The sequence below is a fragment of the Frondihabitans sp. PAMC 28766 genome (assembly GCF_001577365.1).
GTDB lineage: Bacteria > Actinomycetota > Actinomycetes > Actinomycetales > Microbacteriaceae > Frondihabitans.
On the sequence record NZ_CP014513.1, the window covers coordinates 1,502,454 to 1,516,946 of the forward strand.

The window sequence follows — 14,493 nt, forward strand, 5'->3', positions numbered from 1 at the left end:
GGGCGTCGACGAGGTGATCGGCCACGATGGCCGCGTCGTCGTCGCTGAGCCCGTGGCGCAGCAGCACGTCGATGGCGAGCTGCCGCGCGTCGGCGATGAGCATCTCGGTCATGCGCGGTCATCCCGTCCGAGGAGCCCCGTGAGGCCCGCGAGATCAGGCGCATCCGCGAGGCCGTCGACGGTGCGCTCGAGCTCTCCGACATGCGGCTGCGACAGCGTCGTGGCGGCGAGGCGCCGGAATTTCGTGCGCACCTCGTCCTCCGACATCGGGTCGTGCGAGCTGCCGTGCGCATGGTCGCGGGAGGCGCCGAAGGTGCGACCGTCGTTCAGGGTGACGGTGAGGCGGGTCTCGTGTCGGGCGCCGTCGCCGCGGGCGTCGATCTCGGGGTCGGCGATCACGTGCACGCGGGAGGCGAACTCGACGAGCGTCGCGTCCTCGATCCTCTCCGGGGTGAACTGGTCGACGAAGGCCTCGCCGTCGGTCAGCACGACAGCCGTGATGTAGGGCAGGTTCATCTGCGCCGTGGTGACGGTGTCGGGCACGTACGGCCAGCCGACGTGCTTGACGGTGGCGGTCGAGACGGTGATCTCGACGGAGGCGACGTCGTCGCGGCGCACCCCCTCCTCGGCGTAGAGCGACCGGAGGATGTCGATGGACGGGTGGCAGCTGCCGTTGGTCGAGTACGGCTTGAAGCCGACGGCGAGGGTCTCCCACGTCGAGCCGAGGCCGCGCGTCAGCCAGGAGGCGTCGACCCGTGGCGAGAAGGTGCCGAGGTAGCCGCCGTACTCCGCCTCGAACAGGTCGCGGATGCCGATGTAGCCCCGCGATGCGAGAAGCGCCGCGTAGACACCGCTCTGCGCGGCACGCCCGGCGTGGAAGCGCTTGACCATCGACTCGTACTGCGCGGCCATGAGGCCGGCCGACTGCGATCCTGCTGTCCCGAGCGCATTGGCCACCTGACCCGCATCGAGCCCCAGGATCTTCGCGGCTGCGGCGGCGGCGCCGAGGGTGCCGTGCGTGCCGGTCGGGTGCCATCCTGCCAGGAGGTGCGCCGCACCCATCGTCGAACCGACCCGTGCTGCGACCTCGTAGCCGAGGATTGTGGCGGTCAGGAGCTCGCGCCCGGTCGTCTCGGGGCGGAGGGCCGCAGCCGCGAGAGCCGCGCTCGTCACGACCGACCCGGGGTGCACGATCGACCGCGGGTGCAGGTCGTCGAGCTCGAAGGCGTGAACGGCCGTGCCGTTGACGAGAGCCGCATCGGGGGCGCTGAGCCGGGGCCCGCCGCCCCACGCGACAGCGTCGCCCGACGACCCGCCGGTCACGAGCATGTCGCGCACGATCGAGGCCTGGGGGAGGGTCGAGCCGTAGAGCCCGCATCCTGCCGTGTCGAGAAGACAGACGACGGCGTGCCGCAGCACCCCGTCGGGGATGTCTGTCGGGCTCGTGTTCGCGACGTAGTCGCCGAGGACCTCGGTCGACGTCTCGGTGCGATCGATTGTGGTGGTCACTGTGCTGCCTCCTGTGTCGACGGAGAGATCGGCCGGGCGTCGAGCCGGAACAGCCTCTCGGGGTTCTCGTGGGTCATGGCGTGCACCGCGCCCTCCGAGACGCCGATCGCGAGCATCGTGCCGATGAACATCCGCAGCACCTCGGGGGCCGGCGGGTTCCAGGCCTCGATCGCGTCGCTGCCCATCACGCAGTGCTCGGCCCCGACCGCCTCGACGGCGTCGACGATGCGCTGCGGGTCCATCCGCTGGTGCATGGGCATACTGCCGATGAAGACGTGCTCGATGGTGCCGCCGTGCGCGACGATCGTGCGCTGCTGCTCGGTGCTGGCGCCGACCGAGCCGCTCAGCGGGTGTGTGAGCAGCAGGCGCACCTTCTGCGCCTCGGTCTCTTCGGCGAGGATCAGGCTCGCCTCGATGGGCAGATGCCCGGTCGCGAGCACCGTGTCGTACTGCTTGCAGAGCTCGATGATGCGCACCACCTCGGGCAGCAGGCCGCCGTCGGTGCCCAGGATGCCGAGATCCGGCACCGAGTCGGGGTCGGTCTCGAGGGTCGTGATCCACGGCTTCATGCGCTCGCGGAAGATGCTCGGCTTCGGCGGGCTCTGCAGGGCCGACCAGGTCGGCATCCAGACGATGCGGCCACCGGTCTGCGCGGCCAGTTCGACCGAGAGTGGGCTCAGGCCACCGACCGGCGGGTTGAGGGTGATGCCGCCGAAGATGTCGAGATCCGGCTGCAGGATGCGAAGCATGTTCGCCACGTTCGTCGTGGGGAAGACGTGCGACTTGACGATGAACCCCCGCATCCCTGCGGCTGACGCCAGCTTCGCCCACTCGATGTTGTCGACGCGCGGGCCCATGCCGAGCGTGAACTCGGGATGGCCGTGGGCGTGGGTGTCGAAGGCGCCTTCGAGGAGGCGGTCCTCACGCTGCATGGGCGTGCTCCTTGGCTGCGCAGAGCTCGATCAGGGCGCCGACGCCGGAGAGATCGCGGACGCCCGTGACGGCCTGGATGATCTCGGCCGTCTTGCCCTCGGGGACGACCGGGCCGGCGAGGCGGGTGAACTTGGCCTCGAGATCCTGGTCGGTCATCGGGTTGCCGAGCGACCCCTTGGCGTCGTCGACCTGGGCCGTGAGGTGGCTGCCGTTTTTCGTCGTCAGCTCGAGGCGGCACGAGACGCCCTTCGGCAGCGTCGGGTCGGTCTCGACCGAGATGCGCTGCGTGAGGGCGACCAGGTCGGGGCGGTTGATGATGTCGTCGCCGAACTGCGCGGGCAGGGCGGCGCCCTCGACCAGTGCCACGGCGGTGGCGTACGGCAGGCTGACCTGTGCCTCGTGGAAGGTCTGGGGCGAGCGATTGAGGTGGTAGTCGGCCCAGTCGGGGTGGCGGTAGACGACGATGCTCTCGACGTCGTCGCCGCGGACTCCCTCGGCCCGGAGCTGCAGGGCCGCGTCGATCGAGTTGTGGATGGGGCGAGCCGCCGAGTACGCCTTGTACTCGACCGCGACCGGGACGTCGGTGCCGAGGCCCTCGAGCAGGATGTCGACGTCGATGCCGCCGGCGAACGCGAAGCCGAAGCCGCGCTCGCCTTCGAAGATCGTGTCGGCGCCGGTGAAGCCCTCTTTCGCGAGCATCGCGGCGGTGATGCCGTTGCGCGCGGTGGGGCCCGGGTTGACGCGCTTCTGCATCGACGGCCCGTACATCTCCATGAGGCCGGAGGCCTGGGCCCCGGCGAGGCCGAGCGCGCTCGTGAGCTGCTCGGGGGTGAGGCCGAGCAGTCGACCGGCCGCGACCGTCGCGCCGAAGACGCCGGCCGTCGGCGTCGTGTGGAAGGCACGGTTGCGGAGGGCCGGGTTCGTCGCGCGGCTGACGCGGTTCATGATCTCGCAGCCGCACAGCATGGCGCCCAGCAGGTCGAGGCCGGTGCTGCCCTGCCACTCGGCGACGGCGAGGGCGGCCGAGACGATGGGCGGCCCGTGGTGGAAGAGGGCCAGCACGTCGACGTCGTCCATCTCGATGGAGTGCTCGGAGACCGCGTTCGCGAAGGCGGCGTGCACGGCGGGGATCTTCGCGCCGTGGCCGAGCACGGTCGCCTGTGGCACGCCGCCGAGACTCGTCATCACCTTCGCGGCGATCTCGCCCGACTCCGACTGGCTTCCCGACAGGGCGACGCCGAGGTAGTCGAGCAGCAGGCGGCGCATCTCGTTCATCTGGGGCGCGGGCAACGAAGACGACGAGACGGTCGCGAAGTGCTGGGCGAGCTGGGTGGCAGCGGGCATGAGGGGTCCTTTCGGGGTGGAGATGGTCGGTGCGGTCACACGAGGGCTCCGGCGAGGGCGCGGCCGAGTCGGGTCAGATCCGCGGCGCCGCGAAGCGAGAGGAACTCCTCTTCGAGCAGCAATGCCCCCGCCGAGCCGAGGACGGGCGTGGTGAGGCGGCGGAACTTCTCGCCGATCTCGGCCGGTGACATCGGGTTGGCCGGCTCGCCCTTCGGGGTGTCGACCTGCTCGGTCAGGACGGTGCCGTCCGTGAGGGTCACCTCGACGCGGCAGGCCCACTTCTCGGGGAAGCTCGCCGTGAGCGCGGGGTCCTCGACGACCTCGGTGCGGGCGATCAGCGCGGCGACGACCGGGTCGACGAGGTCGTCGGGGTCACCTCGCTGACCTTCGGCCCGTGGGCGACGGCGTAGGCGACGGTGAACTTGGTGCTGAGGCGGGCACCCACCACGCTGGTCGGCTCGGTCTCCTGGTCGACGGCGGTCTTGTGGGTGAACACGACGAGCGATGCGATGTCGTCGGGCGAGATCGCACCGTGACGATCCGTGATGATCCTGAAGGCGTCGATCCCGGCGTGCCCGTAGCGGCAGGCGTTGTAGGGGCGCAGACCGATCTCGAGGATGCCGGGGCGATCGAGGTTCACGGCGAGCAGCTCGGGGTGGATGTCGTCCGAGAATCCGCGGAAGAACCCCTCCGGGCCTTCGAGCACGGTGTGCGGCCCGGTGAAGCCGCGGCTTGCGAGCTCGACGGCCGTGATACCGCTGCGGGCGGGCCAGCCGCCGTGGAAGGCCATCAGCATCGAGCCCTCGTGCCGGAACTCGTAGAGGCCGCCCGACATGCTGCCGGCGATGCCGAGGGCGTCGGCGAGCTGCTCGCGATCGAGACCCCTCAGGTGGCCGGCCGCGATCACGACCCCGAAGACGTTGCAGGTGGCGGTCGGGTGGAAGCCGCGCGCCCGGTGGCTCGGGTTGACGACGGCACCGATCCGGACGACCGCCTCGCAGCCGAGTACGACGGCGCGGAGGAACGCGTCGCCGGAGGCTCCGGTCGCCTGCGCGACGGCGAGGGCAGCCGAGACGATCGAGGCGCCGGGGTGGGTGATCGACATCGCGTGGGTGTCGGTGAGGCCGATGCTGTAGCCGCTGGTTCCTGTGACGAGGGCGGCGGTGCCGGCGTCGAACGTGCCGCGACGGCCGGGGACACCGCTCTGGCCGGGGGCTCCCATGGCGACCGCGTACTCGTGGACGATTCGGCCCTCGGCGTTCTGCGACCCGGCCACCGCCACGCCGAGGAAGTCCTCGGCCAGCACCCGGGCGGCCTCGAGGGCGTCGTCGTCGATGCGGGTCTCGAGCTGGGCGAGCTCGTCGAGAAGGTGCTCGGTCGTGCCCGGGGCGGCCAGCGATCCGGTCGGTGTCGTCGAGACACTTGTGCTCATCGATACTCCTTCGTCCGGTGCGGCCAGAATAGTGATGGCTGTCGACAGACGTCAATCGGCAATCTCGGGTCGCTGAGAGCATGTCTAGACCCTTTCCGTCGTTTGCGCCAGAGTGATTGACGGCTGTCGACAGGAATCCTGTAGTCTGATCGCCTCATGAAAGAGTCAGCGCAGCCCGGGGCGAAGAAGGTGCTCGTGCCCGACGCCTTCCAGACGACCAACTACGCGACGACGGCGGTCGGCCTGCTGCGCGAGATGATCCTGTCGGGAGGTTTCGGGCCGGGGGAGCGCCTCAACGAGCTCGCGATCTCCGAGCAGCTGAAGATCAGCCGCTCGCCGATCCGTGAGGCCCTCCAGGCGCTCGCCGGCCAGGGGCTCGTGCGATTCGTCGCCGGGCGCGGCGCCTTCGTGACGGACTTCGACGCCGAGTCCGTGCGCGACCTGGGTGAGGTGCGGATCGCGCTGGAGGCCCGCGCAGCGCGACTCGCTGCCGCCCGCGCCACCGACGAGCAGCTGGCGGCCATCGAGAAGGTGCTGCACCGGGCCGACTCGGCCATCGAGACCGGCACGCTCGAAGAGATGCTCGAAAGCGGCGACGAAGCGATGCAGACCGGCTCGAGCTACCCGCCGGGCCTCGACTTCCACCACGTCGTGATTCAGGCGTCGCACAACCCCCGACTCGAGACGGTCGCCGACGAGGTCGCGACGCAGTTCCGGCTGGCCCGGGCCCGGACCGGCCGTGAGGCTGCGTGGGCGCCGACCGCGTGGGCCGAGCATGCCGCGATCTTCGACGCCATCCGTGCCGGCGACGGCTCCGCTGCCAGTGCGGCGATGGAGTTGCACCTCGAGAACAGCACGCAGGCGATCATCCGCCACATCGAGTCCGCCACCGCCTGAACTCCGACAGCCGGCACGTCATCCACTCCGCGGGCTGGATTCTCTGCCGATTGCCGGGGTTCTGCAGCTACTCGGCAAGCCGGTGGGTCGAGCACCGACGTTCAGGATGTGCCCGTCAGGATGCCGCCATCCGGCCGAGCAGGGCCGCAGCGCGCTCGAGCACAGAGCGGTCGTCGGGCCCGAGCGCCGCCAGCTGTTCGTCGAGCCACGCGTTGCGCTGGGCCCGGGCGGCGCCCGCCAGTCGGTCGCCGGCTGGCGTCGTGCTGAACAGCACCCGCCGACGGTCGTCGGGATCCGGCGCGCGGACTGCGTACCCGCCTGTGGTCAGCCGGTTGACGGTCTGGCTCATGCTCGCAGGCGACACCCGGAAGTGGTCGCTCAGCGCCGTGAGCGACCGCGGCCCGTCTTTGAAGAGGCGGGTGAGCACCTCGAGGGTGGCGTCGCCGAGGTCGCCGTCCGGTCGCTCGCTGCGGAAGCGGCGCTGAAGCTGCCCGACCGTGAGGCGGATCTGCGCCCCCAGCTCGGCGGCTGTCGGAGCCGTTGCGTCATCGTCCACGATTGTTTAGTATACCTAAACGATCTCTTTCGTCTACCTCAAGGAATGCCATGCCGAATCCTCTCGGAGTCCTGCTGCGAGGCCGCCGCGCCGGCCACCACACCCTCGCCTGGGCCCGCCGCGACCTCGAAGCGCCCGAGACCTTCGAGCTGACGAGCCCCGCCTTCGAGCACGGCACCCCGATCCCCGCGCAGCACCGCGGGCACCTCCGGGGGCCGAACATCTCGCCGGCTCTCGCCTGGACGCCGCCGCCGGCCGGCACGGTCGAGCTCGTGCTGGTGGTGCAGGATCCCGACGTCCCGTTCGGCAAAGCGGCGAACCACGCGCTGACGGTCGGCATCGACCCCGCGCTGGGGGCCTGCCCGAGAACGCGCTGGCTCACCCCAGCCCGATCGACGGCCTTCGTCACGGCAAGGGAGCGATGGGTCGCCGCGGCTACGCCGGCCCGATGCCGGTGCCGTCGCACGGTCCGCACTCCTACGTCTTCCAGCTCTTCGCCGTCGACGCCCCGCTCACCCTGCCCGATGCCTTCACTCGGGGCGACGTCGTGGCAGCCCTCCCCGGCCACCTCGTCGCCCGCGCGCGCCTCGACGGCACCTACGAGATCCGCTGACGCGAAGTCTGTCAAGCGCTTCTACCCGCGCATTTTCGTGCCCTTTACGATTCCATTGCGCGGTCGACGGAGCCGGGGCGGCAGGATCATGACGCCCCTGCCGCCGCCACCGGCCGAGCTTCGGCCCGCTGCGGGGTGACCCCGCCGAGCGGCCTCCGGGTTCACCCGAACAGGGCCTCGCCCACGTACTCTCCCGAGCGCGGCGCCGGGGGCACGGCGAACACGGCCGACCCGATGTGCGAGACGTACTCGTTGAGGCGGTCGGACGAGCCGAGCTTCGTCTGGATGCGCGTGAAGTGCTCGGGGTCGTTCATGTAGGCGGTGAAGAGGAGCCCTGCGTCGAGCTGCCCGTACTGGTTGAGGCCGTCGGTGTAGTTGTAGGGGCGGCGGTGGATCTTCACGCCGCCGTTGTTCTCGTGGGCGGCCAGGGCGATGTGGGCGCGCGGGTCGATCTTCGTCGTGCCGTCCGTCCCCTTCGCGTGGAAGTTCGGCGTCGTGAACTCGGTGCCGCCCGAGAGAGGGGCACCGTCGACCTTCGTGCGGCCGAACACGCGCTGCTGGTCGCTGATCACGTCGGCGTCCCAGATCTCGATGTTGATCTGGATCTTGCGCACCACCTGGTAGGCGCCCCCGGCCATCCAACCGGCGCTCTTGTCGAGCCAGACGAACTTCTCGAAGTCGGACGCCGTCGTGATGTTGCGGGTGCCGTCTTTGAAGCCCATCAGGTTGCGAGGCGTCGCCTGATTCTTGCCGGCCGAGGCACGGCCGAAGCCGAGAGTCGTCCAGCGCACGGTCGCTGTACCCCGCGCCATCCGGGCCAGGTCGCGGATCGCGTGGTATGCCACCTGCGGGTCGTCGGCGCACGCCGTCAGCGACAGGTCGCCTCCGGTCGTGCCCGCGGCCAGGTCGTCGCTGGGGAGCGCCGGGATCTGCGCGAGGTGAGCCGGCTTCTTCGACGCGAGGCCGAAGCGCTCGTCGAAGAGCCCCGGGCCGAGGCCGAGAGTGACGGTGAGTGAGGCGGGGCCGAGGTCGAGGGCCTCGCCCGTGTCGACGCCGACGCCGGCGCCCTTAGCCGGCTGCACCGTGCCGATGGTCTTGCCGCTCTGCAGCTGCGAGATCGACGCCGACCAGCGCGCGAGCAGCACCTGGAGATCGGTGGTCAGCGTCGAGGCCATGTCGAAGGCCATGAAGACGCAGTATCGCTGCGGCTCGGTCTCGATGCCGCCCTGCGGCTGGCGCGCCGCCGTCGCGTAGAACGGGTGGCTGTTCGAGAGGTCGATCGATTCGTCGGCCGGGGGCGCGGACGCGGCCTGGGCCGCGAGCGACCCGCCGATGCCGGCGAGGGCCCCGACGCCCGCCCCGGCCGCGGCCAGGCCGCCGCCGAACAGGGCGCGGCGGGAGACGCCGGGCGACGACTCGGTGGAGTCGGCGTCGCCCAGGTGACGCTCGTCGGTCACGCCGTGGCGACCTTCGCGGCCAGCTGCGACAACGGGTCCTGCAGCGCCTGGACCTGCTGCGAGATCGTGTTGGCGTCGGCCGTCTTGGTCGCGGCGTCGTAGCTGATGTAGCCGCCGAGGGCGTTCTTGTCACGGTACTTGTTCATCAGATTGTCGGTCGCGGTGAACTGCGCGGCGATCGTCTTGGTGATCGACGGGTCGAGCTTCTGCAGGCCCGGTCGCAGGTAGGCGAACGCCTCTTCGGCACCCTCGACGTTGGCGGCGAGATCGACGAGGTCGATGTGGCTGAAGGCCTCCTCTTCGCCGGTGACCTTCTCGGTCTGCACTTCTTCGAGGAGGCTGGCGGCACCGTTGGCGAGGTCTTCGGGCTTGTAGCTCAGGGTCGGCACCAGCCTCTGCAGCTCTTCGACGTTCGAGGTGAGCTCGGCGGCCAAGGTCTTGGTCGAGGCCGTGATGGCTCCGCCCTGGAAGAGGTCGCGCTCGACGGCGTGGTAGCCGTGCCAGCCGACCTTCGGGTCGAGGTTCGACGCACGCATGTCGATCAGGTAGTCGAGGTTGCCGGCGTTGTCGGTGGCCTTGAAGCCGGGCTTCACGAAGCCGTCGACGTCGCTCTCGACGCGCTCGTAATAGGGACGCGCCTCGGCGTAGGCCGTCTTCGCGCCGGCGAGATCGCCCGCGTCGACCGCGACCTGAAGTGCCTTGGTGGTGGCGACCATCGTGGTGACCTGCGCGTCGACGTAGGTCGCGTACTGCTTCGCGCCCTGGGCGAGGAGGGTGGCGGCCGAGCTGTTCGACGCCTTGCTCGCCTTGCCGGTGACGGTCAGATCGGTGAGTTCTTTCGTGGCGCCGGGGCAGTACACCTGGTATTTGCCGCCGCCGAGCGTGACCGTGAATGTCTCGGTGCCGAGGCCGGGCGCGAGGTTCTCTTTCTCGCCGAGGATGCGCTGGTCCTGCAGCAGCTCGACCTCGGTGATGCCGGTCGACGACTTGTTGGTCACCGAGAAGGTGACCGGGCCGGCCGGCACGGAGGTGGTCGACACGGCGCACTTGTCGCTGCCGCCGCCGGTGAGCTGGACGTCGACCTTGTGGACGCCCTTCGACGACGTCGTGGTGTCGCCCGAGCCGGCGGTGCTCGACGTGGAGCAGCCAGCGAGGGCCAGAGCCGTGCTCACGGCGAGTGCGCCGATCGCGAGGACGGACTTGGTGCGGCTGCTGCGGCGGCTGTGCTGCGGGTCACCGAACGGCATAGGTGTTGCTCCTTGCAGGGTTGCCCTGCGCCGCGAGAGCGTCGGCAGGGTCGGGAGTGGAGGGAGAGGAAGCGGTCTCGGGCGTCAGCGCGGTGCGGCGTCGTCCGAGAAGAGCGAGGACGGCCTGCCAGACGGCGGCGATGCCGAGAGCGAGCGGGAGCCAGGTGCTCCAGAGCCGCAGCTCGGACGTGCTGGTCGCCGACGACGCGATGCGGGAGGCGACGTGCTGCACGCCCGCGGCGGGCGTCGTCCAGCCCGCCGCAGCGAGGGTGTACGTGCGCGAGGTCGTCAGGCCGCCGCCGGAGATCGTCAGCACGGTCACGCCGGTGCGCTTCGTGTCGAGGATGCCCGAGCCGACGCTCCACAGGGTCGTCGTCGCGGTCTGCGACCAGCGCGCCTGGAAGGGGCCGGGCTGGGTGTCGGGCGAGATGCCCACCGGAATGCGGCCGAAGAGGGTCACCAGACCGTCGACGCTGACGGTCGAGGGTCGCGAGGCCGTCGAGACGTTCTCGGTCTTCGTCCACCGCGTGGCAGCGACGCCGTCGTGAGTCGTCGAGCGGCGGGCCGAGGCGGGGAACGTGACCGTCGTGCCGCCCGTGCCGCTGTCGTTGGCCATGCTGACGCGAAGGCTCGCCGTCGACGACGTGACGTTCGCGGTGGCCTCGGCAGTCGTCGATCCTGCCGTGACCTTGGTGCTCTGGGGCGCCGACGCCTGCGGGGCGTGCACACCGATCGCCAGTGCGATCGCCGCGACGGCGAGGGAGCCGGCCAGGATGGCGCGGACTCGCGGCACGCGAGCCACGGACGGCCGCCAGGCACGCGGCCACACCGCGATCAGCAGCACGGGCACCAGGTAGCAGAGCCAGCCGAGCACCTCGATGACCCGCGGGTCGGGCTGGATGCCGAGCACGCCCGTGAGGAGGGCGCCGCGCACCGAGCCGTTCGGCACGAGCCAGCTGAGGTCGACGGTCTTCTGCTGGCCGATCAGGATCCAGCCGGCCTCGTGCGCCGTGCGCAGGGCCGTGACGACGAGGCCCGCGGCCACGACGACGAGGAAGATGCCGGTGCCGGTGAAGAACTTCGCGAGATTCAGGCGCACGCCGCCGCTGTAGAGACCGATGCCGATCACGACGGCGGCCGCGACGCCGATGAGGGCGCCGAGTGCTGCGAGGGTCGTGTTCGACGCGGCCTGGAAGGTGGCGAGGAGGAAGACGGAGGTCTCGAAGCCCTCTTTCAGCACGGCGAGGAAGGCCATGCCGGCCAGGGCCCACGCGGTGCCCCGACCGGCGGCGGCCGTGGCCTCGGCCTCGAGCTCGCCCTTGAGGTCTTTGGCGTGCTTGCGCATCCAGACGATCATGGTGGTGACGAAGATCACGGCGACGGTGCCGATGACCGCCTCCATGCCCTCCTGCTGCGCCTGCGGCAGAGCCCGCTCGACGAGGTCGAGGACGACGCCGACCGCGATGCTGAGGAAGACGGCAACGCCGACGCCGAGCCACATCGGCCACACCGGGATGCGGTTGCGCTTGAGGAAGGCGGCGATGATGCTCACGATGAGCGTCGCTTCGAGGCCTTCTCTCAGGCCGATGACGAGGGTTGCGATCATGACGATTCTTCTGCGTGGCGAGCCTCACCCCGGTGCTGACGGTCGCGAGGACCCCGGCGGAGGAAGGTAAGCCTTACCTTAGCAGAGGGGGCCGATCGCGCCAGGGGCGGGTTTTCGGGTCGCTCGACGTCGAAGGATCGCCCGGACGGGCCTCAGGCGGCGCCGGGCAGACGCAACTCGAGAGCCTTGTGCTCGAGTGTCAGGGCGACCGCGCTGACGAGCCCGAACGGGTCGCCGTCGAGCTGGATCTCTTCGGGCCGGTCGAAATGGATCTGCAGGCGTCGCCCCTGGCGATACCGCACCGTGCGCGAGGTCGGCAGGAAGACCGACAGCAGGCGCCCGAACGCCGTGCGGTGGAACAGCCGGTTGAAGGTCAGGCGGTAGACGATCTTCGTCCAGTCGCCGCCGCCCTTCGGGCGAATCGCCACGGCGTCGAGCAGACCGTCGTCGACCGAGGCGTCGGGCAGCAGCAGGATGCCGGCGGTGAGGGTTCCGCAGTTCCCGACGATCACCGAATGGGCGCGCATCGTGCGCCGTGGTTCGTCGTCGATCTCGTACGAGAGATCGATCTGGCGGTTGCCGAACACCGAGCGGGCGATCGGGTCGGTGTAGGCCACCCAGCCCACTCGCTTCTTGAGCTTCGGGTTCGTGTGCCCGGCCATCCGCGCGTCGATGCCGACACCGGCCATCACCAGGAAGGCGTGGGTCGTCGACGTGCCGTCGTCGCGGCTCAGCTCGGCGAAGGCGATGTCGACCGGGCGGTCGCGACCGCTGAACGCCGTGCGCACGCCGAGGGTGATGTCGTTCAGCGGCAGCCGCAGGTTGCGCGCGAAGAGGTTGCCGGTGCCGACCGGAAGCACAGCGATCGGGATCCTGGTCTCGTAGATGCTCTCGGCGACGACGCGAAGGGTGCCGTCGCCACCGACGACGAGGATGGCATCAGGATGCGAGGCGGCTGCGGCCAGCGCAGCGCTGCGACCGTCGTCGTGGGCGCTGGTCTCGAACCATTCGGAGGTGCCCCACCCGGCCTGTGCCTCTTCGGCGGTGACGGCTGCTCGCAACCGCCGGAGATTGACCTTGACGGGGTTGACGACGATGGCCAGCCGGCGGGAGTCGGAGTCTGCAGCCACTCGAGAAGCCTAGTCGGGCACGCGCCGCCCCTGGAGCGCCTCATGCGTCCTCGCGTGCCACTGCACCACTTGTCGTTGCAATGACACCACAATGGTGTCATTATGGCGTCATGGAACTCAGCCCCTATGTCGATGACCTGCGCCGCCGCCTCCTCGAGGCGACTGCCCTCGCCGATGCCGACACTCGCGAGGTCGTCGAGCGTCTGGGTGCGGCTCTCGACTCGGCAGCGCGGCTGGTCCTCCTCGACGCGCTGTCGGCCGCGGCCGACGAGATCACCCGCGAGATCGCCCCGGGAGGGGTCGAGCTGCGCCTTCGTGGGCGGGAGGCCGGCTTTGTGGTGACGGCGGTCGCCGAGGTCGACGACCCCGAGGTGATCGACGTCGACGACACGAGCACCTCGCGCACCACGCTCCGCCTGCCCGACGCCCTCAAGGCCCGAGTCGACGAGGCGGCCACCGCCGACGGCGTCTCGGTCAACACCTGGCTCGTCCGCGCCGTCGCGGCGGCCGTTCAGCCCAAGCAGCGCAAATCGGCGGCCCGGTCACCGCACAGCGGAGACAGCTTCGCCGGCTGGGCGCGCTGACCAGGTCGTACATCACCAGCGAAAGGAATCATCATGCCCACCTTCTCCACCCCCGGCCCGATCGACGTCGCCCTCGACGTGCAGGTCGGCGAGATCGTCGTCGTCGCCACCGAACGCGACGACACGATCGTCACAGTCCGGCCGACGAACCCCGCGAAAGAGAGCGATCGCCGGGGCGCCGAGGCGACTCGCGTCGACCACTCCGACGGGCGCGTCACCGTCACCGGCCCGAAGGCGCGCGTGCTCGGCCCGGCCGAGTCGATCGACGTCACCGTCGAGCTGCCCACCTCGTCGCGGCTCACCGCCGAGCTCGCCGTCGGCGCCATCCGGTCGACCGGCCTCCTCGGCAACACCCGCACGAAGACTGCCGCGGGCAGCGTCGATCTCGAAGCCACCGGCGACCTCTCGGTGCGGTCGTCGCACGGCAACGTCACCGTCGGCACGGTCGACGGGGTGGCCGACGTCACCACCGACAGCGGTCGCATCCGGGTCGGTTCGATCACCGCCGGGGGAGTCGTCGGCTCGTCGCACGGCTCGGTGACGATCGGCGAGAGCGCCGGCGCTCTCGAGGCGAAGGTCTCGGCGGGCGACATCGAGGTGCACCGATCCTCGGGGCCGGTCTCGGCTCGAACGGCGATGGGCAGCATCACGCTGGGGGAGGTGTCCACCGGCTCGGTCGAGGCCGAGAGCAGCCTCGGCCAGATCGAGGTCGGCGTGCTGCCGGGGGTCGCCGCCTGGCTCGATCTCTCGTCGAAGCTCGGCCACGTGCGCAACGAGCTCGACGGCGCCGAGGCGCCGGCTCCCTCGGAGCAGGCCGTCACGATCCGGGCCCGCACCAAGGCCGGCGACATCCGCGTTCGTCGCGCCTCCGCCGCCGCGACGGCCCTCCCCGCCTGACCGGGGTCGGCGCCCCCTCGTCGCTCCGGGGCCGGGCCGAAATCGCGCCCGATTCCGCCCTTCAGTCACACCCGTTACTGCCGCGGGGAGGTGTCCAGCGGCAGTCGGTCGCGATTTCGCGCCCCCGCAGGTGCCGCGGGAGCGTGCGGCTTCGTCGTCGACTCGTTCGTGCAGCGAGCCGAGGCTGTCATCAGTCGCCTGTCAGGGGGGCCGAGCCGCCCCGAGACTTGGCAACAGCCGTCAAGCATGGAATATTGACCTGACAAGGATGTTCGGGCGGCCAAAGGT

13 protein-coding genes and 1 pseudogene are annotated in these 14,493 nt (G+C 70.5%); 4 read left to right on the forward strand and 10 right to left on the reverse strand.

Annotated elements, in window-relative coordinates:
- Nucleotides 1-108: 108 nt before the first annotated feature.
- From AX769_RS23790 to AX769_RS07415, 5 genes are read right to left on the reverse strand one after another with little or no spacing between them, the layout of a single operon-like run.
- On the reverse strand, nt 109-1,509 hold the full coding sequence (locus AX769_RS23790) for an MmgE/PrpD family protein (RefSeq protein ID WP_066277703.1): 1,401 nt from the start codon (nt 1,507-1,509) through the stop codon (nt 109-111).
- Nucleotides 1,506-2,441 carry a DUF6282 family protein gene (locus tag AX769_RS23795; protein WP_066277706.1) on the reverse strand — a complete coding sequence of 312 codons (936 nt, stop codon included), beginning with the start codon at nt 2,439-2,441 and terminating at the stop codon, nt 1,506-1,508. Before AX769_RS23795 ends, AX769_RS23790 begins: the two co-directional genes overlap by 4 nt.
- A complete protein-coding gene (locus AX769_RS07405) occupies nt 2,431-3,786 on the reverse strand; it encodes an MmgE/PrpD family protein (RefSeq protein WP_082763557.1) in 1,356 nt (451 codons plus the stop codon). The genes AX769_RS23795 and AX769_RS07405 overlap by 11 nt, the downstream gene beginning before the upstream one ends.
- A gap of 35 nt (nt 3,787-3,821) precedes the next feature.
- Nucleotides 3,822-4,124, reverse strand: a complete 303-nt coding sequence (locus AX769_RS25685; RefSeq protein WP_082764032.1) for an MmgE/PrpD family protein — start codon at nt 4,122-4,124, stop codon at nt 3,822-3,824.
- A complete protein-coding gene (locus AX769_RS07415) occupies nt 4,121-5,218 on the reverse strand; it encodes an MmgE/PrpD family protein (RefSeq protein ID WP_066277713.1) in 1,098 nt (365 codons plus the stop codon). The genes AX769_RS25685 and AX769_RS07415 overlap by 4 nt, the downstream gene beginning before the upstream one ends.
- Nucleotides 5,219-5,374: 156 nt before the next feature.
- Between AX769_RS07415 and AX769_RS07420 the strand changes: the two genes are divergently transcribed.
- On the forward strand, nt 5,375-6,115 hold the full coding sequence (locus tag AX769_RS07420) for a GntR family transcriptional regulator (protein WP_066277715.1): 741 nt from the start codon (nt 5,375-5,377) through the stop codon (nt 6,113-6,115).
- Between the two features lie 115 nt (nt 6,116-6,230).
- Here AX769_RS07420 and AX769_RS07425 read toward each other — a convergent pair whose 3' ends face one another.
- Nucleotides 6,231-6,671: a MarR family winged helix-turn-helix transcriptional regulator gene (locus AX769_RS07425; RefSeq protein ID WP_066277718.1), complete on the reverse strand. Its 441-nt coding sequence runs from the start codon at nt 6,669-6,671 to the stop codon at nt 6,231-6,233.
- A gap of 50 nt (nt 6,672-6,721) precedes the next feature.
- On the opposite strand from AX769_RS07425, the pseudogene AX769_RS22955 reads away from it, so the two are divergent.
- Nucleotides 6,722-7,284, forward strand: a pseudogene (locus tag AX769_RS22955) (YbhB/YbcL family Raf kinase inhibitor-like protein).
- Nucleotides 7,285-7,445: 161 nt separating this feature from the next.
- Here the strand turns inward: AX769_RS22955 and AX769_RS07440 are convergent.
- The 4 genes from AX769_RS07440 to AX769_RS07455 form a co-directional block, all read right to left on the reverse strand.
- A complete protein-coding gene (locus AX769_RS07440; protein ID WP_066277724.1) occupies nt 7,446-8,741 on the reverse strand; it encodes a Dyp-type peroxidase in 1,296 nt (431 codons plus the stop codon).
- The gene (gene efeO / locus AX769_RS07445; protein ID WP_066277728.1) at nt 8,738-9,988 is read right to left on the reverse strand and encodes an iron uptake system protein EfeO; all 1,251 of its coding nucleotides are present in this window, start codon (nt 9,986-9,988) and stop codon (nt 8,738-8,740) included. The genes AX769_RS07440 and efeO overlap by 4 nt, the downstream gene beginning before the upstream one ends.
- Complete coding sequence (gene efeU, locus AX769_RS07450) at nt 9,975-11,594, reverse strand: iron uptake transporter permease EfeU (protein WP_066277730.1); 1,620 nt, start codon at nt 11,592-11,594, stop codon at nt 9,975-9,977. The genes efeO and efeU overlap by 14 nt, the downstream gene beginning before the upstream one ends.
- A gap of 152 nt (nt 11,595-11,746) precedes the next feature.
- Complete coding sequence (locus tag AX769_RS07455; RefSeq protein ID WP_204249335.1) at nt 11,747-12,724, reverse strand: diacylglycerol kinase family protein; 978 nt, start codon at nt 12,722-12,724, stop codon at nt 11,747-11,749.
- 110 nt (nt 12,725-12,834) lie between these two features.
- Between AX769_RS07455 and AX769_RS07460 the strand changes: the two genes are divergently transcribed.
- Together AX769_RS07460 and AX769_RS07465 are read left to right on the forward strand one after the other, a co-directional pair.
- A complete protein-coding gene (locus AX769_RS07460) occupies nt 12,835-13,308 on the forward strand; it encodes a toxin-antitoxin system HicB family antitoxin (protein WP_066277733.1) in 474 nt (157 codons plus the stop codon).
- Nucleotides 13,309-13,341: 33 nt separating this feature from the next.
- Nucleotides 13,342-14,205 carry a DUF4097 family beta strand repeat-containing protein gene (locus AX769_RS07465; protein WP_066277734.1) on the forward strand — a complete coding sequence of 288 codons (864 nt, stop codon included), beginning with the start codon at nt 13,342-13,344 and terminating at the stop codon, nt 14,203-14,205.
- Nucleotides 14,206-14,493 lie beyond the last annotated feature (288 nt).